Source organism: Chenggangzhangella methanolivorans (assembly GCF_042648545.1).
In the GTDB taxonomy this organism is placed as follows: Bacteria; Pseudomonadota; Alphaproteobacteria; order Rhizobiales; family Methylopilaceae; genus Methylopila; species Methylopila methanolivorans.
The window spans coordinates 262,315-282,743 of the sequence record NZ_JBHRXS010000003.1; the positions used below are offsets into that span (position 1 = coordinate 262,315).

At 71.5% G+C, this 20,429-nt stretch carries 16 protein-coding genes; 9 read left to right on the plus strand and 7 right to left on the minus strand.

Annotation, left to right across the window (positions count from 1 at the left end):
• Positions 1-6: 6 nt before the first annotated feature.
• Together ACFOWB_RS01575 and ACFOWB_RS01580 are read right to left on the minus strand one after the other, a co-directional pair.
• Positions 7-1,047, minus strand: coding sequence for a GNAT family N-acetyltransferase (locus ACFOWB_RS01575; RefSeq protein WP_378145310.1), 1,041 nt, complete (start codon positions 1,045-1,047; stop codon positions 7-9).
• A 168-nt stretch (positions 1,048-1,215) separates the two neighbouring features.
• Positions 1,216-2,934 (minus strand): hybrid sensor histidine kinase/response regulator, encoded by a 1,719-nt coding sequence (locus ACFOWB_RS01580; protein WP_261401631.1) that lies wholly within the window; start codon positions 2,932-2,934, stop codon positions 1,216-1,218.
• A gap of 146 nt (positions 2,935-3,080) precedes the next feature.
• On the opposite strand from ACFOWB_RS01580, the gene greA reads away from it, so the two are divergent.
• Complete coding sequence (gene greA, locus ACFOWB_RS01585) at positions 3,081-3,557, plus strand: transcription elongation factor GreA (protein ID WP_378145312.1); 477 nt, start codon at positions 3,081-3,083, stop codon at positions 3,555-3,557.
• Between the two features lie 6 nt (positions 3,558-3,563).
• On the opposite strand, the gene ACFOWB_RS01590 is transcribed toward greA, so the two are convergent.
• Positions 3,564-3,818, minus strand: a complete 255-nt coding sequence (locus ACFOWB_RS01590) for a DUF3297 family protein (RefSeq protein WP_261401630.1) — start codon at positions 3,816-3,818, stop codon at positions 3,564-3,566.
• Positions 3,819-4,048: 230 nt separating this feature from the next.
• Here ACFOWB_RS01590 and ACFOWB_RS01595 point away from each other — a divergent pair, with 230 nt between their 5' ends.
• Positions 4,049-5,377, plus strand: a complete 1,329-nt coding sequence (locus ACFOWB_RS01595) for an extracellular catalytic domain type 1 short-chain-length polyhydroxyalkanoate depolymerase (RefSeq protein ID WP_378145314.1) — start codon at positions 4,049-4,051, stop codon at positions 5,375-5,377.
• A 19-nt stretch (positions 5,378-5,396) separates the two neighbouring features.
• On the opposite strand, the gene ACFOWB_RS01600 is transcribed toward ACFOWB_RS01595, so the two are convergent.
• Both ACFOWB_RS01600 and ACFOWB_RS01605 read right to left on the minus strand, forming a co-directional pair.
• Positions 5,397-6,941 (minus strand): YifB family Mg chelatase-like AAA ATPase, encoded by a 1,545-nt coding sequence (locus tag ACFOWB_RS01600; RefSeq protein ID WP_378145316.1) that lies wholly within the window; start codon positions 6,939-6,941, stop codon positions 5,397-5,399.
• 91 nt (positions 6,942-7,032) lie between these two features.
• Positions 7,033-8,208 (minus strand): GGDEF domain-containing protein, encoded by a 1,176-nt coding sequence (locus ACFOWB_RS01605; RefSeq protein ID WP_315855053.1) that lies wholly within the window; start codon positions 8,206-8,208, stop codon positions 7,033-7,035.
• 454 nt (positions 8,209-8,662) lie between these two features.
• Between ACFOWB_RS01605 and ACFOWB_RS01610 the strand changes: the two genes are divergently transcribed.
• The 6 genes from ACFOWB_RS01610 to ACFOWB_RS01635 all read left to right on the plus strand — a co-directional run bounded on the left by ACFOWB_RS01610 (position 8,663) and on the right by ACFOWB_RS01635 (position 15,776).
• A complete protein-coding gene (locus ACFOWB_RS01610; RefSeq protein ID WP_261401627.1) occupies positions 8,663-8,812 on the plus strand; it encodes a hypothetical protein in 150 nt (49 codons plus the stop codon).
• Between the two features lie 257 nt (positions 8,813-9,069).
• Entirely contained in the window at positions 9,070-10,302 is a 1,233-nt protein-coding gene (locus ACFOWB_RS01615; protein WP_378145318.1) for a putative DNA modification/repair radical SAM protein, read from the plus strand.
• Positions 10,299-11,741, plus strand: a complete 1,443-nt coding sequence (locus ACFOWB_RS01620) for a UdgX family uracil-DNA binding protein (protein WP_261405771.1) — start codon at positions 10,299-10,301, stop codon at positions 11,739-11,741. The genes ACFOWB_RS01615 and ACFOWB_RS01620 overlap by 4 nt, the downstream gene beginning before the upstream one ends.
• A gap of 138 nt (positions 11,742-11,879) precedes the next feature.
• Positions 11,880-12,887 carry a hypothetical protein gene (locus ACFOWB_RS01625; RefSeq protein WP_378145321.1) on the plus strand — a complete coding sequence of 336 codons (1,008 nt, stop codon included), beginning with the start codon at positions 11,880-11,882 and terminating at the stop codon, positions 12,885-12,887.
• 187 nt (positions 12,888-13,074) lie between these two features.
• Complete coding sequence (locus tag ACFOWB_RS01630) at positions 13,075-14,424, plus strand: DUF1800 domain-containing protein (protein WP_261401625.1); 1,350 nt, start codon at positions 13,075-13,077, stop codon at positions 14,422-14,424.
• 2 nt (positions 14,425-14,426) lie between these two features.
• Positions 14,427-15,776, plus strand: coding sequence for a DUF1501 domain-containing protein (locus ACFOWB_RS01635; protein WP_261401624.1), 1,350 nt, complete (start codon positions 14,427-14,429; stop codon positions 15,774-15,776).
• Between the two features lie 179 nt (positions 15,777-15,955).
• On the opposite strand, the gene ACFOWB_RS01640 is transcribed toward ACFOWB_RS01635, so the two are convergent.
• Both ACFOWB_RS01640 and ACFOWB_RS01645 read right to left on the minus strand, forming a co-directional pair.
• Positions 15,956-18,112 (minus strand): peptidase domain-containing ABC transporter, encoded by a 2,157-nt coding sequence (locus ACFOWB_RS01640; RefSeq protein ID WP_261401623.1) that lies wholly within the window; start codon positions 18,110-18,112, stop codon positions 15,956-15,958.
• On the minus strand, positions 18,109-19,569 hold the full coding sequence (locus tag ACFOWB_RS01645; protein ID WP_261405770.1) for an HlyD family secretion protein: 1,461 nt from the start codon (positions 19,567-19,569) through the stop codon (positions 18,109-18,111). Before ACFOWB_RS01645 ends, ACFOWB_RS01640 begins: the two co-directional genes overlap by 4 nt.
• 519 nt (positions 19,570-20,088) lie before the next feature.
• Here ACFOWB_RS01645 and ACFOWB_RS01650 point away from each other — a divergent pair.
• A complete protein-coding gene (locus ACFOWB_RS01650; protein WP_261401622.1) occupies positions 20,089-20,286 on the plus strand; it encodes a hypothetical protein in 198 nt (65 codons plus the stop codon).
• The last annotated feature ends 143 nt before the right edge of the window (positions 20,287-20,429 follow it).

Below are 20,429 nucleotides of genomic sequence, written 5' to 3' on the forward strand. Positions count from 1 at the left end.
CGTCGTTCAGGCCGCGTAGCGGTCGGCGTCGGCGCCGTAATAGTCGATGTAGCGCGGGTTGATCGCGGCCTTCGGCAGCACGATCAGCACGTCGGTGGTGCCGAAGGCCTCGTCCACCACCGCGCCGTCGCCCACATAGGCGCCGAGCCTCAAGTAGGCCTTGATCAGCGGCGGCAGCGTGCGGAGCGCCGAGCGCATGTCGATCGCCTCCTTCGGGAGAAGGTCGAAGCGCGCGCGCTTGCCCGGCAGCGCCTCGGCGCGCCATTCGGCGGGCGCGGCGTGGAAATGGTGCAGGTAGGAAAGCGGCAGCCGCAGCTTCTCCGGGTCCACGCCCTCAAGGCTCGCGCAGCCGATCATCACGTCGCTCTTGTGCGCCAGCACATAGGCCCAGATGCCGTGCCAGAGCAGCTCCACCGTGCGCTTGTCGCGATAGGGCTTGAGCACGCAGGAGCGGCCGAGCTCGAGGAAGTTGAGGCCGCGATGGCGCGCGATCAGCGGCTCGATGTCGAATTCTCCGGCCGTGTAGAAGCCGAGCGTCTGGTCGGCGACCTCCTGGCGGAGCAGCCGGTAGGTGCCGACGACCGGCGGGCGCTTTTTCGCCTCGTCGGCCGACGCGCCCACCTCGAAGCCCTGCAGCCCCGGGATCAGCGTGGCGGCGAGCGAACGGACGGGCTTGGCGGCGTAGTCGGAGACGATGAGGTGGTCGCAGACGGGATCGTAGAGGTCCATGTCGCGCCGGGCGAGCTTGGCGATCGGATCGGCGACCGCCGACATCTCCTCGAAGAACACGCGGTAGCGCAGCTGCTGGGCGCGCTTGACGTCCTTGGGGCGCTCGGCGAGGCGAAGCTCGAGGCCGCCGATCCGCCCGAGCGGCTTGGGCAGCAGCGCGGCCGAGGCCTCCAGCCGCTCGCGGCTCGGCTTGGTCCCGGGCTGCGTCATGAAGCCGTCGAACCACTTCGGCGCAGCGAGGGCCTTGGCGGGGCGATGGGAGCGGAAACGGCTCACGATCGCGCCGGGACCGGCCTGCGGGAGACGGACGATCGCCATGATCGAGCCTTCTAGCGAGAGAACGCTGGCGTTCCATACCGGCAGGCGAAAGTTTTCGATAGCCGCCGGTTTCTCGGAAGACGACACCACACTCGCCCGACGCCCTCATGACAACGTAAGGGCCTGAGGCAAAGAGACTTTCAGCCGCCTAAGCAGCGGCTCTCACTTTTAGGCGACCGCGGTCCGTCGAGATCCCGCGAGCGGCGCCAGCGCCTCCTCGAGCGCGCGGCGGTCGAGCGGCTTCTGCATCAGCCCGTCCATGCCGGCCGCCCGCGCCGCCGCGTCGTCGCCGACATTGGCGGTGAGCGCGAAGATGAGCGCGGGCGCGCGGCCCGCCGCGAGCTCGACGGCGCGCATGCGACGCGCGGCCGCGCAGCCGTTGAGCCGCGGCATGCGGATATCGATCAGCGCCGCGTCGAAAGCCTCGCGCTCGAAGGCCTCGCAGGCCGCCTCGCCGTCGGCGACGTGCACCGAGGCGTGGCCGAGCCGCGCGAGATGGGCGAGCGCGATCAGCGCGCTCACCGGGTCGTCCTCGGCGACGAGCACCTTCAGCCCGTCCCCGGCCGGGAACGGCACGGCGGGCGCGGCGGGCTCGGCCGGGCGGTCCTCGACGCCGAGCGGATCGAGAAGCCGGCTCGCGAGCGAGGAGGCGCGCACCGGCTTGACCAGATAGCCGTCGAACCCCTGGGCGTGGAGGCGGTCGAGCTCGCCGCGATCGGCCGGCGACAGCAGCAGCAGCGCGCGCTCGGCGCCGGCGAAGCGCGCCGCCGCGGCGAGCGCCGAAGGCGACGGGCCGGCCTCGCGGTCGACGAGCGCCGCGAAGGTTCCGTCGAGCCGCGCCTGCGGCGACGCGGCCGCGTCGAGCTCGGCCGGATCGACGACGCGCGCGGCCGCGCCCATGGCTTCGAGGCTTTCGGCGAGCCAGGGTCCGGTGAAGGGCGCGCTTGAGACGATCGCGATCCGCAGCCCCGCGAGCGGACGATCGCCCGAGGCCTCGACGGTCTGCGACATGGGAAGCTCGAACGTGAACGTCGCGCCCTGCCCCGGGGCCGCGAAGCCGGAGAGCGACCCGCCCATCGCGGCGGCGAGCCGGCGGCTGATGGCGAGGCCAAGCCCCGCGCCGGACGACTGGCCCGCGCCCTCGCCGCGCTCGAACTCCTCGAACAGGCGCTCGGTGTCGGCCGGATCAAAGCCCGGCCCGGTGTCCTCCACGGCGAAGCGCAACTTCCCCCCGGCCGCCTCGACCTTGAGGCCGACGCCGCCCTGCTCGGTGAATTTCACGGCGTTGCCCGCGAGGTTGAGCAGCACTTGCCGCACCCGGGCGGCGTCGCCGCCGACCTCCTCGGGAACCCCGGGACCGACCTTCACGGCGAAATCGAGCGCCTTGTCCCGCGCGCGGGGGGCGAGAAGCTCGGCCACCTCCTCGATGAGGGCGGCCGGCGAGAACGGCTCTTCGGAAGGCGCCTGCCGATCCGCCTCGACGCGCGACAGGTCGAGGATCTCGTCCACGAGCCCGAGCATCGCCTCGGCCGAGCTCTTGATCGCGCGGGCGTAGGTGCGCTGGTCGGGCGCAAGCCGGGCGTCGAGCAGGAGGCCGGCGGTGCCGATCACGCCGGTGAGCGGCGTCCGCATCTCATGGGTGACGGTCGCGAGAAAGCGCGACTTCGCCTGCGATCCGGCCTCGGCGCGGGCCTGGGCCTGCTCCAGCGCGCGCTCCCCCTCTAGGCGGATGCTCTCGGCGCGGTCCTCGGACTCCCACAGCCGGTCGCGCACGGCCTCGAGCTCGTCCTCGACGCGTTCGGCGCGCCCGAGCGCCATCAGCGCGGCGCGCAGGATCCAGATGCAGGCGAGCGCCAGAACGCCGCTCAAGGCCGCAAAGAACGCCACGGCTTCGCTCCAAGGAGGCTGCGCGCGCGTCACGCGTCGCGCAGCTGAACTCGGCCGAGCCTGCGGCATTAGGGTTTACGAAGGTTTGACGCGATCGCGGACGCCCGCGATTGCGTCCGCGACCGTGGCGCCCCAGATACGTGTGGATGAGCGTCGCCTTCACCAAAGAACAGGACTACGAGGCCGCGGCCGCCGATCTGCCGGACCGGCCGGTCTCGTCGCACCCGAACCTTGTCACCCGCGAGGGCCTCGCGGCGCTCGACGCCGCGCTCGCCGAGGCGCGCAAGGCGTTCGCCGCCGCCCAGGCCGCCGGCGGCATCGACGTCGACCGTTCGGCGATGGCGCGCGCGGCCCGCGACGTGCGCTATTACGCGGCGCGGCGCGCGAGCGCCGAGCTCACCGAGCCGAAGCCGACCGGCGCCGTGACCTTCGGCGCGCGCGTGACCTTCGAGCGCGAGGACGGACGGCGCCAGACCTACCGCATTGTCGGCGAGGACGAGGCCGAGCCCTCGCGGGGCACCGTGTCCTACGTCTCGCCGCTCGCCCGCGCGCTCATGGGCAAGGGCGTCGGGGGCGAGGCCACGGTCGCGGGCGGCGCTGTCGAGATCCTGTCGATCGACTGACCCGCGTCAGTTCTCGCCGGCCTCGCCGTCGCGATAGTAGGGCTCGACCGGGCCCTTCAGGAGGATCGTCAGCGGATTGCCGGCGCGGTCCCGCGCGGCGCCCGCCGCGACCCGGATCCAGCCCTCCGAGACCGAATACTCCTCGACATTGGTCTTTTCCTGCCCCTTGAAGCGGATGCCGACGCCGCGCGAGAGCGCCGCCTCGTCATAATGCGGGCTGTCGGGATTGACGGACAGGCGATCGGGCGGCGCGTCGGCCATGGCGGCTCTCCATTGGGCCCCGGGGGCCATGAACAAGGGCGGCGCCGGAGCCCTTGGCCCCCACGCGCGAGCGCGGGTCATAGACCGCTGTTTGCGCCGGCGCCAAACGCCGATGCGCGACCGCGCGCCGCAGCCCGCTCATTGTGGCGCCGCAATAGGCTTATATGCGTTGCAACATGGACGAGCCTCAGGGTCCGTCCCGGTGAGTGACATTTTCACGGAGAAGCCTCATGGCGTCGATCTTCGACACCGTCTGGGGAACCGGACCGCAGCGCGCCAGACGTCAGGCCAACGGACCGTCGGCGCGCGTCGCGCCGGGCGGAGACGCCAAGCGGCGCAAGCGCTTGACCGAGATCGAGAGCTTCGGCGCCGACCCCGGCGCGCTGCGCATGCTGGCCTATGCGCCCGCCAACCTCGCGCCGGGCGCAGCGCTGGTTGTGGTGCTGCACGGCTGCACCCAGTCGGCGGAAGACTACGACGCGCAATCCGGCTGGAGCGCGCTCGCCGACGAGCTCGGCTTCGCGCTGCTCTATCCCGAGCAGCGCCGCGCCAACAATCCGGCCGGCTGCTTCAACTGGTTCCTGGCGGCCGACAGCGCCCGCGGGCTCGGCGAAGCGCGCTCGATCCGCGAGATGGTCGAGACCATGATCGCGCTGCGCGGGCTCGACCGGGGACGGATCTACGTCACGGGCCTGTCGGCCGGCGGCGCGATGGCCGCCAACCTGCTCGCCGGCTATCCGGACGTGTTCTCCGCCGGCGCCCTGATCGCGGGCCTGCCCTGCGGCGCCGCCGCCAACGTCACGGAGGCGTTCGGCGCCATGTCGCAGCCGGCCGCGCGCACCGACGCCGAGCTCGGCGACGCGGTGCGGGCCGGCGCGCCCTATGAGGGGCCGTGGCCGCGCGTGTCGATCTGGCAGGGGCTCGCCGACCGCACCGTCGCGCCCGGCAACGCCGACCAGCTCGCCCGCCAGTGGCTCGACGTGCACGGGGCGCCCGCCGCGCCGACCACGGAGGCCCGCCGCGGCGGGCGGCTGCGCCGCGCCTGGAAGCTCGACGGGCGCGAGGTGGTCGAGGTCAACACCATCGAGGATCTCGGCCACGGCGCGCCGCTGGACGGCCGCCGCGGCGAACGCCCGGGTCCGTTCATGATCGACGTCGGCGTGTCCTCGACGCGCGCGATCGCGCGGTTCTTCGGTCTGGTGCGGCGCGCGCCTCCGGTGGCCGACGCCGCTCATCGGAGCGCGGAGCCGGACGCCGGAGACGACGCCCACGCGACGCCCGCCCAGACATCTGCGGGCGCGAAGACGCGCTCGGGCGCCGAGGCGCTTTCCGACGCGAAGACCCGGTCCGACGTCGCGCCTGCGGCCGCCGGGGCCGGCGCGCCAGCCGACGACGGGACGCCGCCGCCGCGAGATCTCAAGCCGCGCGCGCTGCGCGAGCCAACGACCGCCGCGCGCTCCGAGCAGGCCGATCCGGCCGCCTCGCACGCCGCCCCCGGGCGGATCGACGTCGCCGCGATCATTACGAAGGCGCTCCGCACCGCCGGACTGATGCGCTGAGCCGACGTCCCGGACCGCCTCACGCCGCGCGCGCCGCGTCGGGCGGGCTCTCCGCGCGATAGGCGAGCGCCTCGGCGAGATGGATGCGGCCGACCGCGGCCGCGCCGTCGAGATCGGCGAGAGTGCGGGCGACCCGGAGCACCCGGTGATAGCCGCGCGCGGAGAGCTTCAGCGCGTCGGCGGCGTCGGACAGCAGCCGCCGGCCGCCCGCGTCGGGCCGCGCGACCTCCTCGAGCGCGCTCACCGGCAGGCGGGCGTTGAGCCAGGCGCCGGACTCCGACGCGGCGACGCCGAGCGCCGCGGCGCGTTCGCTCTGGAGCCGGCGCGCGGCCGCGACCCGGGCGGCGACCGCGGCGGAGTCTTCCTTGGGCGGCGGCGCCATCAGGTCGGCGGCCGAGACCGCGGGCACGTCGAGGCGGATGTCGATCCGGTCGAGCAGCGGGCCGGAGACGCGCGACTGGTAGTCGACCGCGCAGCGGGGCCCGCGCCGGCAGGCGTGGCCGCCCTCGCCGCCGCCGCAGCGGCAGGGGTTCATGGCGGCGACGAGCTGGAAGCGCGCCGGATAGGCGATGCGGTGGTTGGCGCGCGCGATCGCCGCCACGCCGGTCTCGAGCGGCTGGCGCAGCGCGTCGAGCGCCTGCGGGTTGAACTCCGGAAGCTCGTCGAGGAACAGCACGCCGTTGTGCGCGAGCGCGATCTCGCCCGGCCGCGGCCGCGCCCCGCCGCCGACGAGCGCCGCCATCGAGGCCGAGTGATGCGGGCTGCGGAACGGCCGGCGGTTGGTGAGGCGCCCGCCCGCGAGCTCGCCCGCGACCGAGCGGATCATCGCGACCTCGAGCAGCTCGGCGGGCTCGAGCGGCGGCAGGAGCGAGGACAGACGGCTCGCGAGCATCGACTTGCCGGCCCCCGGCGGCCCGCGGAACAGCAGATTGTGCCCGCCCGCCGCCGCGATCTCGAGCGCGCGCTTGGCGGTCTCCTGGCCGCGCACGTCCTTCAGATCCGCGGCCGGCGCGGCGGCGTCGGGCAGGCCCGGCCGCGGGCGGGCGAGAACCTGCGCGCCTTTGAGATGATTGGCGATCTGGATGAGCGAGCGCGGGGCGACGAGGTCGAGGTCGTGGCTCGCCCAGGCGGCCTCCGCGCCGCAGGCCTCCGGGCAGATCAGCCCGTGGCCGCGCGCATGCGCCGCGACCGCGGCCGGCAGCGCGCCCGCCACAGGGGCGATCGAGCCGTCGAGCCCGAGCTCGCCCAGCACCGTGACGCCGGCGAGCGCCTCGGGCGGCACCGCGCCGATCGCCGCCATCAGCCCGAGCGCGATCGGCAGGTCGAAATGGCTGCCTTCCTTGGGCAGGTCCGCGGGCGCGAGATTGACGGTGATGCGCCGCGGCGGCAGCGCGAGGCCCGAGGCGATCAGCGCCGCGCGCACCCGCTCGCGCGCTTCCGACACCGCCTTGTCGGGCAGGCCCACGATCGAAAAGGCCGGCAGGCCGGCCGCGACCTGCACCTGGACGTCGACCGCGCGGGCCTCGACGCCTTCGAACGCAACCGTGGACACCCAAACGACCATCGCGCCGCCCCCTTGACGGGAAACGATAGCGGCGGGCCGGCGGCCGTCAAGAACATTCTGAGAACATCGACGTGAGATCGACGCTCGGCCTTCAGGCCGAGGCGAGGTTTCCGCTCCGCACGACCTCGAGCCGACCCGGGCGCGCCGCGGCGACGACGCAGCGCGACTTGCCGAGCCCCTTGGCGGCGTAGAGCGCGCCGTCGGCCACGTCGAGCAGGTCGGCGAGCGCGTCGCCGTGGTCGGGCGTCAGCGCGACGCCGACGCTGACGCCGACCGCGAGCTCGAGGTCGGGCGCGAGCTCGTAGGGCTGCGCGAGCTCACGGATCAGCCGCTCGCCGAAGGCCTGGGCCTGTCCGCGCGCGACGCCCCGCGCCACCACGACGAACTCGTCGCCGCCGATGCGCGCCGCGACGTCGCCGGAGCGCAGCAGCCGCCGCAGCCGCCCCGCGGCCTGTTGCAGCAGGCGGTCGCCGGTGGCGTGGCCGTGGATGTCGTTGACCGCCTTGAAGCCGTCGAGGTCGAGATAGAGCAGCGCGAGGTCGCCGTCCCGCCCGCCGTCCATCGCGCGCGAAAGGCCCGAGCGGTTCGAAAGCCCCGTGAGCGGGTCCTCGGTGGCGCGCCGGTCACTCTCACGCTCGGCCATCATGGTCTTGATCAGCAGCGCGTTCAGCCGGTAGGCGGCGAGCCGCATGCTGTAGAGATACATCGGGATCTGGGCGAACACGACGAGCATCACGGGCTCGCCCGAAAACGGCGCGGCGAGGCAGGCGGGCCCCAGGCTCAGAGCCGTCATGACGGCGGACAGCCGCGGCGCGCCGAAATTGCGGAAGCAGGTGCCGCCCACCATGGCGGCGGCCGACATGCAGGCGAGCGTCGCCGCGACGAAGTCGCCGCTCACGATCGAGACGAAGGCGCCGTAGCCCACGCTTGCGGCCCAGCCGACGCCGAGCACGAGATAGAGATCCGTCGGCGTCTCGCGCCCCTGGCGGGCGCGGCGGAACGAGATCAGCAGCACCGCGAGCCGCCAGACGCAGACCACGATCTCGATGGCGAGCCACAGCAGGATCGGCGTCGTCGGCATGCGCCAGGCGATGAGGGCTGCGATCGCGATCGTGTTCAGCACGCCGCCGATGTAGATCGGCAGGGTGCCGTAGAGGCTCCCCACCAGCGCGCGGCGGATGTCCTCGGGCGCGTCGACGCCGGGATCGGCGAGCCACCTTGTGAGGCGCCACCGCGGCAGGCTGAAGCTAAGACCACGATGCGGCATGTCGTCTGCTGATTCGAATCGCGTCGAGAACCGGTATCATGGCCTGCGACAGCTGAACGGGTGATTAGCGCGTCTGCGCGACGTTTGTTCGACTTGCGCCTTCCCGCCGCAGCCAGGCCGCGTCGCAGTCGTCCGCCGACGGCGCGCCTCGAGGCGCAGGGGCCCGCGACGTCCGGCCGTAGGGCTCGCGATGTCGGCGCAACGCCTACAGTTCGCGGCGCCGACGCCGGCGCCTGCCTTAAATCGTTGGGGCGCAATCATCTTGTGGATTCTAAAGTCACGCATGAACAGATCACGACGCGGGATGGTTCCGAACAAGATATCGGAAAATAATCTTCATCGCTTTGCTTGACTTGGCAAAACGTCTCCCGAACTCTCGTCGCAAGAGGAAGGGTGACAGAACATGGAACGGGCTCACGACGGATCGGGACCTGACGGCGCCGGCGGCTCGCGCGTGGCGGTCGCCGCGCATATCGCGAGCCAAAGCGAAGATCTGAAGCGACTCGCGCGCAAGCATCAGCTGGCGACGCTCGCCTATCTCCTCGACATGGCGCGGCTCGAGGCCGAAACGGCCTGCCGGACGCAGGCGCCGGCCGAGACCTGAGAGCGCGGGCCGAAACGGCTTCGCCGGCGGCGGACTTAAAGCCGCGCACGCCGCAGTCCGACGGCGGCCTGCGCCAGCCCCTCGCCCGCCGCGATCGCGATCCTGTCGCGGATGGCAGGCCGGAAACTGCCGCGGGCTCATGGCGCCGAGCCCGTCACGACGGCGGTCGCGGCCGCGTTTGAAACCACATGATCGCCGCCGCTTGATAAGAACAAATATCGAACATATGGTCATGCCCTCACTAAGGACGTGATCTCTTGGATGTCACCCGTAAGCTCGCAATTCTGGCCGACGCCGCGAAATACGACGCCTCCTGCGCGTCGAGCGGCACGACGAAACGGAACTCGCTCGGCGGGGCCGGCGGCGGCCTCGGCTCGACCGAGGGAGCCGGCATCTGCCACTCCTACGCGCCGGACGGCCGCTGCATCTCGCTCCTGAAGGTACTGATGACGAACGCCTGCGCGTTCGACTGCCTCTATTGCGTCAATCGCGCGTCGAGCAACACGCCGCGGGCCCGGTTCTCGATCGCCGAGATCGTCAACCTGACGCTCGACTTCTACCGGCGGAACTACATCGAGGGCCTGTTCCTGTCTTCGGGCGTCATCCGCAGTCCGGACTACACGATGGAGCAGGTGGTGCGGGTCGCGCGTTCGCTGCGGATCGACCACGGCTTCAAGGGCTACATCCACCTCAAGACCATTCCGGACGCCTCGCCCGAGCTCATCGCGGAAGCCGGACTCTTCGCCGATCGCCTGTCGATCAATGTCGAGCTGCCGAGCGAGGCGAGTCTCAAGACGCTCGCGCCCGAGAAGGACGTGCGGGCGGTGCGGCGCGCGATGGCGGGCCTTCGCACCCGCATCGAGGCCTCCAAGGCCGACGGCAAGACGCGCGCGAAACCGCCGCGCTTCGCGCCCGCGGGCCAGAGCACGCAGATGATCGTGGGCGCGGACGCCGCCGACGACCGGCTGATCCTCGACGCCTCCGCCAATCTTTACGCCGGCTACCGGCTGAAGCGGGTCTATTATTCCGCCTTCAGCCCGATTCCAGACGCAAGCGCGCGCCTGCCGCTCAAGCCCGCGCCGCTGATGCGCGAGCATCGGCTCTACCAGGCCGACTGGCTGATGCGGTTCTACGGCTTTTCGGTCTCCGAGATCACCGAGGCCGGCGGCATGCTCGACCTCGAGCTCGACCCCAAGCTCGCCTGGGCGCTGCGCCATCGCGGCCGCTTCCCGCTCGACTGCCAGACGGCCTCGCGCGAGGAGCTGCTGCGGGTGCCGGGCCTCGGCAAGACCACGGTGGACCGGATCCTTTCGGCGCGCCGCTTCCGCGCCATCCGCAGCGAGGACCTCGCGCGGCTGAAGGTGTCGCTCGCCAAGGTCTCGCCCTTCCTCAAGCTCGCCGACCACCGCCCCTCGATCGCGGCGCTGGAGAGCGAGCGCCTGATCGAGCGGTTCCGGCCGAAGCCCCGCCAGATGGCGCTCGCGCTGTGAGCGGGCGGCGGATCGTGCTCGCCGAGCCCGACGACGTCGCCGGCTGGCGGCGCGCGGCGCGCGGGCTGCTCGCCGAGGGCGCGCCGCCGTTCACGGTCGACTGGCGCGTCGGCGAGGACGACCGCGACCTGTTCGGGACCGACGACGCGCCCTCCCCGCAGGTCGCGGGCGCGCCGGCGCCGAGCGTGCCGCGCAGCTTCCTCGAGCTCGCCGAAACCGGTCTGCTTCATTCCGATCCCGGCCGTTTCGACCTGTTCTACCGCCTGCTGACGCGGGTCGCGGCCGACCGCCGGCTGATGGAGGACGCCGCCGACCCGGACCTGACGCGCGCCCGCGCGCTCGTGAAGGCGGTGCGGCGCGACAAGCACAAGATGACCGCCTTCGTGCGCTTCCGCGAGATATCGGGCGAGGACGGCGCGCCGCAGTTCGTCGCCTGGTTCGAGCCCGAGCATCACATCGTGGCGGCGACCGCGCCCTTCTTCATGCGGCGCTTTTCGGCGATGCGCTGGTCGATCCTCACACCGCGGCGCTCGGCGCATTGGAACGGGACGCGGCTCGAGATCGCCGAGGGCGCGAACCGCGCCGACGCGCCCGAAGGCGACGCGCTCGAGGCGCTGTGGCGGACCTATTACGCCTCGATCTTCAACCCGGCGCGCCTCAAGGTCTCGGCGATGCGGGCCGAGATGCCGAAGAAGTACTGGCGCAACCTTCCCGAGGCCCCGCTCATCGGTCCTCTGATCGCGCAGGCCCAGCGGCGCTCCGACGAGATGGTCGCGGCGCCCGCGGCCGAGCCGAAGAAGGGCCAGAGATTGATGTCGCCCCCGCCCGCCGCCCCGGAGCGCGATCCGACGCCGCTTTCGGCGCTGCGCGAGATGGTCGAGGGCTGCCGCGCCTGCCCGCTATGGGGGCCGGCGACGCAATCCGTGTTCGGAGAGGGGCCGGAGGGCGCGCAGGTGGTGGTCGTCGGCGAGCAGCCCGGCGACAAGGAGGACATCGCCGGCCGCCCCTTCGTCGGGCCCGCGGGCGCGCTGTTCGACCGGGCCGCGGAGGCCGCGGGCGTGGAGCGCGAGAAGCTCTACGTCACCAATGCGGTGAAGCACTTCAAGTTCGAGCCGCGCGGAAAGTTTCGGCTGCACAAGTCGCCCGCGCCCGGCGAGATCGCCGCCTGCCGCGGCTGGCTCGAGCGCGAGCTCGGCGCCATCCGCCCGCGCCTCGTGGTGGCGATGGGCGCGAGCGCGGCGCGCGCGGTCATCGGGCGCGCCGTGAAGGTCGGCGACGCCCGGGGCGCGATCATGGAGCGCGAGGGCGCGCCCGACGTGCTGGTGACGGTCCACCCGTCCTACCTGCTGCGCCTGCCGGACGAAGCGCGCAAACAGGAGGAGTTCGACCGCTTCGTCGCCGATCTTCGTCTCGCCCTCCCGTTCCTGCAGGCCGCGTGAGGCGCCGCCTCGATCCGGCGAGGCAACCATTTCCCGCCCTCGCGCGTTTGCCCGACGCCGGGTCGGCCGACGTCGCGCGTGGATGCGATCGAGGCCCCGCCCGGCAGGCGTAGGGGCGCCGTGTGAAAGGATCGAGCCATGACCGTCCGGTCGGCTTCGCAGTCGCGTGACGCGTTCAAGTCCACGTCGGAAATGAGCTCCATCTCGGGAAAAACCGCCTCCTCATCCTCCTGGCGCGACGATGCGCGGCGCTCGTTCGACGCGCGCCTCGGAAGCTTGCGCGACGTCGTGCGCGAGCGCCGTTGGCCGGTCGTGGCCGCCGTCGTGATCGTGGCGCTGTCGGGCGCGGGCGTCGTCGCCAATGTCGGCGGCGCGGCCTCGGATCGCGCCGACGCGCTCGAAAAGTCCGTGGCCGAGCGTGAGAAGCGCGTCGAAGCGCTCGACGCCGAGCGCAAGCGTCACGAGGACCGGCTCGCCGAGTTGCAGCGCAAGCTCAACGCCAAGGAAAGCGAGATCGCGGCGGGCGAGGAGCGCGTCGCCGCGCTAGAGACGCGCCGCGCCGGGCTCGAGCGGCAGGTCGCCGAGCTCGTCGGACCAGTCGCGCCCGGCGCGACGGAACGCGTGTCCAACGCGGAGCCGGCGGAGATCAAGGCCGCGTTCGCCGACGCGGCCGACATGCCGCCGGACGAGACCGTCGAACCCTCGACCGCGCGCGTCGACCCGCCTTTGCCCCCGCGGCGAAGCGAGCGCCTGCGGGCCTCGTCCCGCGCCACGGCGGATGAGTTCGCCCCAGCCGACGAGACCGCCGCGGTCGACGACGCCGCGCCGGACGAGCGCATGGCGGCAGGGCCGGTGCGCGTCTTCATCCATGTGCGCTCGGCCGACCCGGCGGCGCGCGAGCGGGCCGCGGCGGTGGCCGCCGAACTCCGCCGGCGCGGCGTCTCGGTCGCTGAGATCCGCGGCGTGAGGCTGCCCGTGCGGCGCGACGCCGTGCGCTTCTTCTATGATCAGGACCGCGCCGCGATCCGCGCGCTGCAGGACGCGGTCCGCCGCGCCTCGCCGAGCGATTTCGCCCCGGAGGTGCGCGACTTCCGCTCCTACGGCTCGCCGCCGCGGCGCGGCACGATCGAGCTCTGGCTCTCCTGAGCCAGGCCCGGGCCGGAACCACGGGCGAAGCCAGAGACACGGGGAGAGGTCCGCTAAACTGTGCGGACCTCCTTCACGCTTCGTTCGCCCTTATCACGGTCCGTTGATGAATCGCGAAGAAGTTGAGGGCAAGGTTGCGGCCTAAGGCGCCGGCTGATTCGCGGCCGGGCCAGGGAGCCCCGCGTCCATGTCTCTCAGCGCCGGCCAAGCGAACCGGGCCCGGATCGCGCTGCAGCGATTCGGCCTCGGCCCGACCCCCGGCCTCATGGAAAAGATCGGCGACGACCCGCTCGCCGCCCTGAAAGCCGAGCTCGACGAGCCCGACGTCGCGCTGATCTCCAACAAGGCTCTGCCGAGCCGCGCCAAGGCCGCGCGCCTGTCGCAGACCGATTTCTCGACCAGCGAGCAGATCCGCCAGCTCGAGCTCGACGCGCGCATCGACAAGCACCTGTCGGCCCGCATCGGCTTCGTGGAGCGGCTCGTCCTGTTCTGGTCGAACCACTTCTCGATGTCAGTCAACAAGGATCAGGTGATCCGCGCCACCATCGGGCAGCTCGAGCGCGACGTCATCCGCAAGAACGTGCTCGGCAAGTTCGCCGCCATGCATCGCGGCGTCATGCGGCACCCGGCGATGCTGCGCTATCTCGACAACCAGGACTCCAAGGGCCCGAACTCCTATCGCGGCCAGTGGAGCGGCGGCTTCAACGAGAACCTCGCGCGCGAGCTCATGGAGCTGCACACGCTCGGCAGCGGCGCCTATAGCGAGCGCGACGTCACCAACATGGCGCTGGTCCTCACCGGCTGGTCCTACATCCGGTCCTGGGAGGTCGGGCAGGAATGGGCGGACGCGCCCGGCGGCAAGGCCGGCGAGTTCTATTTCCGCGAGAAGTGGCACGAGCCCGGCGCGATCCAGCTGCGCGGCAAGTCCTATCCGGCCGGCGGGATCGAGCAGGGCGAGGCGGTGCTGACCGATCTCGCCCGCGCGCCCGAGACCGCCCAGCACATCGCCTTCAAGCTCGTGCGCCACTTCATCACCGACGAGCCGACGCCCGAAATGGTGAACCCGGTGGCCAAGGCCTTCCGCCAAAGCCGCGGCGACCTCAAGCAGACGGCGCTCGCGCTGATCTCGCTGCCGGCCGCCTGGAGCCTCGAGCACAAGAAGATCCGCACGCCCTACGAACTCACCATCGCCCAGTACCGGGCGCTCGGCACGCGCTACGCGCCCGACCGCCGCTGGGTGTTCACCGAGCCGCTGCGCGCGATGAACCACCTGCCCTGGGAGCGCCCGGCGCCGGACGGCTATTCGGACGAGAACTATTCCTGGCTCGACCCGGACGGCATGACCATCCGCCTCGACACCGCGCAGCTCGCCGTCTGGGAATACGGCGCCGCCTCGACGGCCGCGCCGCTCGCGCTCGCCCGTTCGCTCTACGGCGAGTCGCTGTCGGGCCAGACCAAGAGCGCGCTGACCTGGATCACCGAAAAGACGCCCGGCTACACGGTGTTCTTCATGTCGCCCGAGTTCCAGAGGAGATGAGCGTGACCGATCCCGTCTCCCAGCGCCTCGCCGCGGCCGCCGCCGAAGGCTGCGCGGAATCCCGCCTGCTGCTGTCGCGCCGCGCGGTGTTCGGCATCACCGCGGGCCTGTTCTCCGCCGCCTATCTGCCGCAGACCGCAAGCGCCGCCTCCGATGATCCGCGGCTCCTCATCGTGGTGCTGCGCGGCGGCATGGACGGGATCAACGTCGTCGTGCCGCATGGCGACGCCGCCTATGCGGGCATGCGCGGCCGCATCGCCATCCCGCGCGACGCGACGCTGTCGCTCAACACCAGCTATTTCGGCCTCAACTCCGCGTTGCCCTCCTTCGGCCAGATGTATCTCTCCGGCCAGGCGGCGGCGGTGCACGCGGTCTGCACGCCGTTGCAGAACCGCTCGCATTTCGACTGCCAGGACAATCTCGAGAGCGGCCTGCCGGGCCTCTCATCCAACCCGACCGGCTGGCTGAACCGCCTGCTCTCGTCGATGCCGAGCGGCTCTCCGATCGACGCCTACGGCGCGATCCAGGTCGGCGAGGCGCCGCTGCTGCTGCGCGGCCCGGCGCCCGTTCTCGGCTGGTCGCCCACCTGGTTCTCGCACCCGCCCGCGCCCACCTCGGACGCCGTCGTGACGCTGCTGCGCAAGCGCGACACCGAGCTCTACGACGCGCTGAGGGCCGGGATGAAGGCCGACGCGCTCGCCGAGAAGACATCGTCGGACGAAGACCAGAACGTCTCGCAGTTCCGCCGCGCGTTCCGCGGCGCCGGGCGGCTGCTCGCCTCGAGCAACGGGCCGCGCATCGCGGTGCTCTCGGTCGGCAATTTCGACACCCACGCCAACCAGGGCGCGACGGACGGCTTCCTGTGGGGCTCGCTGAACGAGCTCGACGTCGGCCTGAAGGAGTTCGCCGACTACGCCGCGCCGGTCTGGTCCAAGACCGTGGTGGTGATGGCGACCGAGTTCGGCCGCACGGTGCGGGTCAACAGCGGGAACGGCACCGACCACGGCGTCGGCACGGTGGCGCTGCTCGCCGGCGGCGCGGTGCAGGGCGGCAAAGTCTATGGCGACTGGCCGGGCCTCGCCGCCTCCCAGCTCGTCGACGACAGCGACCTCAAGGCCACCACCGACCTTCGCGCCGTGTTCAAAGGCGTGCTCGCCGATCATGTCGGCGTGCCGCGCAACGTGCTCGACACCACGGTGTTCCCGGACTCCGCCGACGTCGCGCCGATGCAGGGGCTGATCCGCGGCTCGGCGCCGTCGAGCGCGAAGGTCGCGGGCGTGCGCGGCCCGTCGAAGGCTGCGCTGCGGCCGACGACCGGCATCGCCAAGTATCGCGCGGCCTACGGGGTTTGAGGGCCGCGCGCTTTCGGCTCATCTGACAGACGATCGCCAAAACCTCGGCCGTCATGCCCGCGCGAAGCGCGGGTATCCACGACTTGGGAAGCGGCGCCCTCGTCAAACACAGTCGTGGATACCCGGCCTGACGGCCGGGCATGACGGCGGTGGTTCGGACGCGCTGATGCGAACCCAACTCACCCCTTCGCGGCTCCCTGCGGCAGCGACATCAGGATCTGCCGGTCGGCGATGCTCGCGACCCGGCTGTTGTGCGTGACCACGATGCGCGTCATCGGCAGCCGTTTCAGCGCGTCGAGCACGACGTCGATCGCCCGCTCGTCGAGATGGTTGGTCGGCTCGTCCAGCAGGAAGAGGCTCGGCTTCCGGTAGAGCGCGCGGGCGATGAAGATGCGCTGCTTCTGCCCGCCCGAGAGCGTCGAGCCCATGTCGCCGACGAGCGTCTCGTAGCCCATCGCCATCCGCATCACGTCGTGGTCGATGCCGGCCGCGGCCGCGCAGGCGCGCGCCCACTGCATGTCGAGCGCGGGATCGAAACACGCGATGTTCTCCGCGATCGAGCCCGCGAACAGCCGGTCGTCCTGCAGCACGCAGCCGATGCGCTCGCGATAGGAGGCCATGGAGCGCTCGTTCAGCGGCGTCCCGTCGATCTCGATCGCGCCGGAGGTCGGGGGCAGCAGGCCGGCGAGCATCTTGAGCAGAGTGGTCTTGCCGCAGCCCGAGGGCCCGAGCAGCGCGACGCATTCGCCGGGTCGGATGTCGAGGTCGAAGCCGCGCACGATCGGCTGCTCGCCGCCGCCATAGGCGAAGCCCACGTTCTTCATCGAGATCGCGGTGGCGGGCCGCAACTGGCCCGGGGCGGCGGGCGCAAAACCTTCGCCCGAGACCTCGCGGGGCGTAAGCGCGATGTCGGCGAGGCGCTCGGCCTGCAGGTTCAGCATCCGCATCTTGAAGGCCGCCTGCACGAGGCTCTCGATGCGGGTCGCGAACTGGTCCTTGTAGGCCAGGAACGCGACCAGCGCCCCGAGCGTGACGCTCTGGTCGATGACGGCGTTCGCCCCGAGATAGAGGATCAGCACCCGGTCGAGCCCGAACAGCAGCTTGGTGGCCGAGTTGAACAGCACGTCGAGCTTCTGGGTGTGGAGCCGGGCGTTGAAGCGGTCGACCAGCAGGTTGAGCCACGTGGCCGTGCGCCGCTCCTCCAGCCCGAACAGCTTTACGGTGGTGGCGCCGCGCAGGGTCTCGAGGAAATGCGTGTTCTCGCGCGCCGACTGGACGATGCTCTCCTCCGACGCCGCGCGGTAGGGCGCATAGGCCCCGACCCGGATCGCGACGTAGATCAGCGTCGTGCCGACCGCGACGAGCGCGAGCCAGCCGCCGAACAGCGCCATCATGGCGATGAGCCCGACCGCCATCACGCCGTCGACCACGGAGAGAACCGAGGTCGTCGAGAGCGTGTCCTGCACCGTCTCGAGCGAGCGGAACCGCGAGGTGACGTCGCCGACGTGGCGCTTTTCAAAGTAGTCGAGCGGCAGGCGGATGAGGTGCGAGAACAGGCCGCTCGCCCACTGCACGTTCAGCCCGTTCGACAGCGCCATGATGGCCCAGGAGCGGGCGGCGAACATCGCGGTCTGCAGCACCACCAGCAGCGCGAGGCCGAGCGCCACCAGCGTCACGAGATCGGCGTCGGCGGCCACGATCGCCTGGTCGATGATGATCTGCGTGCCGAACGGCACCGCCAGCGTGAACACCTCGAAGGCGACCGAGAGCGCGAGAAGCTGGAGGATCGCGGCCGGCAGGCCGACGACGTTGCGGAACAGCGCGGTGAGCCGGATCGTCTGCCGCTCGTCGGCGGGCGAGAAGTCCTGCGTCGGCGTCAGCTCCAGCGCGACGCCGGTGAAGGACTTCGAGAGCTCCTCATGGCTCATCGTCCGCCGGCCGATCGCGGGATCGAGGATCGTGGCGGTCCGCGGGCCGACGCTTTCGAGCACCACGAAATGGTTGAAGCCCCAATGCAGCACGCAAGGGACGGCGAGCTCGGGCAGCGCCTCCATCTCGACGCGCAGCGCACGCGCGGCGAGCTCCAACCGCCCCGCGATGCAGACGAGCTGCTTGAGCGTCAGCCCGCCGAGCGAGGTCGAAAAGCGTCGGCGCAGCGTGGCGAGATCGACCAGGCGCCCGTGGAAGCCCGAGACCATCGCGAGGCAGGCGAGCCCGCATTCGGCGGCCTCGGTCTGGAGCACCGTCGGCGTCTTGGGCCGCGACCAGCCGAGCGAAAGCCGCTCGACCAGCGAGCGCGTCTCCGGCGCAGGCCCTGCGGCGTCGGTCGCGCTCACCAGCCGCCTCCCGCGCCCGTCTGCCCCGGCCCGCCATGGAGCGGGCGCAGGCTGAAGAGCGGATTGAGGATCCATTGCCAGATCGGCCGCGTGTCGAGGAAGATGTCGGCCTCCACCTGCATGCCGGCCTGCAGCTGCTCGCGCTTGCCATAGGCCTCGATGTCCGACGATCCGGGCTTGACGGTCAGCCGATAGAGCGCGCCGCGCCCCTGCAATTCGGCCGGCATCGGCACGCCGGTGTCGATCTCGTCGGAACGCAGCGCCGCGCGCGAGATCGCGGTGACCACCCCGGGATGCTGCCCGAACTTCTGGTAGGGGAACGTCGCGTAGCGCAGCATCACAGGGTCGCCCTCGCGCACGAAGCCGATGGCGCTCGATTCGGCGTAGAGATTGGCCTGCAGCGTGCCGCTGTCGGGCACGATGGTGAGCAGCGGCGCGCCGTTCGGCACCGCCTGGCCGGCATGGGCCACGACGCCGGTGACGCGCCCGGCCTCCGGCGCCACGATCTCGATCCGCCGCTGCGCCTCGGCCTCGGCGATGGCGCGGTCGGCCTCGGCGACCTGCCGGCGGATCTCCGAGAGCTTCGAGCCGCCCTCATGGTCGATCTGGGCGATCTCGGCGCGAGTGGCGTTGGCGTCGCTTTCGAGCCGCACGCGGTCGCGGCGCAGCTGCTCGAGCTTGGTCTTCTCCGTCATCAACCGCGAGCGGCGGTCGTCGACGTCGCGCTGCACGGTGATGCCGCGCTTGAGATAGTCCTGATAGGAGCCGAGCTGCTCGTCGAGCAGCTTCATGTACTCTTCGCCGGTCGTGATCTGGCGGTCGACCTGCGCGGTCTCGCGGTCGAGATCGCCGATCTTCACGTTGAGAGCGTCCTTGCGCTCCGTGTCCGAGACGGTGCGCCGGAACACCTCCTTGCGAAGCTCCTCGCGCTGGACTTTCAGCGCGGCCAGCACCGTCTCGCTCGCGGCGCCGAGCTCGGTCTGACGGTCGAGGTCGAGCGCGTAGAGCGCCTGGCCCTTCTCCACCCGGTCGCCGTCCGTCACCTTCAGCGACAGGATTCTGGCCTGCTGCGGAGCCGCGAGCTTGATGAGGCCCTGGCTCGGCGCGAGCACGCCCTGCACGCGGGCGCGCTGGGTGTACTGGCCGAAGATCAGGAAGGCGACGACCGCGACCGCGAGCCCCGCGCCGACCGAGGCGACCACCCGGATCGGCCAGGGCTGCACCGCGCGCGTCGTCCCGAGCCACTGATCGGCGCGCGCCGAGATCGCGGCGGCGCGGAACAGCGGCAGCGCGCGCTTCGGCTCGACGGACGCAGGCGGCGCGGCCGCCGAAGCGTTCGCGACGAGCGCGCGGGCTTCAGGCGCGGCCTCCGGAGCCGCCGACTTCGGCTTCGGTTTGGGGCTCGGCTGGGGCTCGGGCCTGGAGCCCGGCTCGGACAGCGCCTCGGCGCCCATCATCTTTGACAAGAGTCTCGCATGCTCCCTGCGGCCGTCGCGGCGACCGTCAAACCCCCTTCAATGCCGGAAAAGGCGGCGAGAATGAGCAGCTGCGCCCGCCGCGTCCACCCCGCGGCCGCATAAATTCATCATTCGATCATTTCGCTGGAAATTTCCGCTGATGCGACGCCCGGCCGCACAAGTCCTGAAAATCGGTTGAGGCTCAGAGGCCTGCGCGGACGCGGACTCGAACGGCGGCTTTCGCCGGCTCCCGGCGATCTTTCGGGCGGCGGGGCCGTGACGCCGTGTCCCAGATCGGGACCAACTCCCTGAGCGACCGCCGGATTTTGTGATCATACGATCAACATAATTGCCAAACCCTTCTGATTCGAAAGGTTTTTCCCGTCGGTCGGCTGTCACGGGGCCGGACTTGATGCTCCGGGCGACCGATGCTCAGGTCGTGGGCGAAGCGCCGCTCCGGCGTTTCTTCAAACATTGGCGGGGCGTTTATGCGCGTCCCTTCCAGGGGAGAAGGATTGCATGACCAAGTTCGAAATTATCCGTGAGCTCAACGCCGCCGAGCTCGACGACGTCGCCGGCGGTCTGACGCTCGGTCTCGGCCTCGACCTGAGCAGCGAGCTCGCTGCGGTGTCCGGCACGATCGACCAGGTCGGCGGGCTCGTGGGCGACACGCTCGGCACCGTTCTCGGCGCCCTGCCGCACGCGACGGTCTCTTAAGGCCCCGCACAAGGCCGGTCCGCCCGACGGGTCGGCCGCTCAAGCGGTTTTGGGGACCGCCGCGCCGACGGGCGCGGCGGTCCCTTTTTCGTCCGACGCTCGGCGCCGGCGGCCCCGGTCAGGGCATGCGCTTGAAAACCCGC

Bases quoted from the DNA above. Each gene is read 5' to 3' on its own strand.
- ACFOWB_RS01575 (WP_378145310.1), bottom strand. From the start codon at position 1,047: ATGGCGATCGTCCGTCTCCCGCAGGCCGGTCCCGGCGCGATCGTGAGC.
- greA (WP_378145312.1), top strand. From the start codon at position 3,081: ATGAGCGTCGCCTTCACCAAAGAACAGGACTACGAGGCCGCGGCCGCC.
- ACFOWB_RS01590 (WP_261401630.1), bottom strand. From the start codon at position 3,818: ATGGCCGACGCGCCGCCCGATCGCCTGTCCGTCAATCCCGACAGCCCG.
- ACFOWB_RS01595 (WP_378145314.1), top strand. From the start codon at position 4,049: ATGGCGTCGATCTTCGACACCGTCTGGGGAACCGGACCGCAGCGCGCC.
- ACFOWB_RS01600 (WP_378145316.1), bottom strand. From the start codon at position 6,941: ATGGTCGTTTGGGTGTCCACGGTTGCGTTCGAAGGCGTCGAGGCCCGC.
- ACFOWB_RS01605 (WP_315855053.1), bottom strand. From the start codon at position 8,208: ATGCCGCATCGTGGTCTTAGCTTCAGCCTGCCGCGGTGGCGCCTCACA.
- ACFOWB_RS01625 (WP_378145321.1), top strand. From the start codon at position 11,880: ATGACCGTCCGGTCGGCTTCGCAGTCGCGTGACGCGTTCAAGTCCACG.
- ACFOWB_RS01630 (WP_261401625.1), top strand. From the start codon at position 13,075: ATGTCTCTCAGCGCCGGCCAAGCGAACCGGGCCCGGATCGCGCTGCAG.
- ACFOWB_RS01645 (WP_261405770.1), bottom strand. From the start codon at position 19,569: ATGATGGGCGCCGAGGCGCTGTCCGAGCCGGGCTCCAGGCCCGAGCCC.
- ACFOWB_RS01650 (WP_261401622.1), top strand. From the start codon at position 20,089: ATGACCAAGTTCGAAATTATCCGTGAGCTCAACGCCGCCGAGCTCGAC.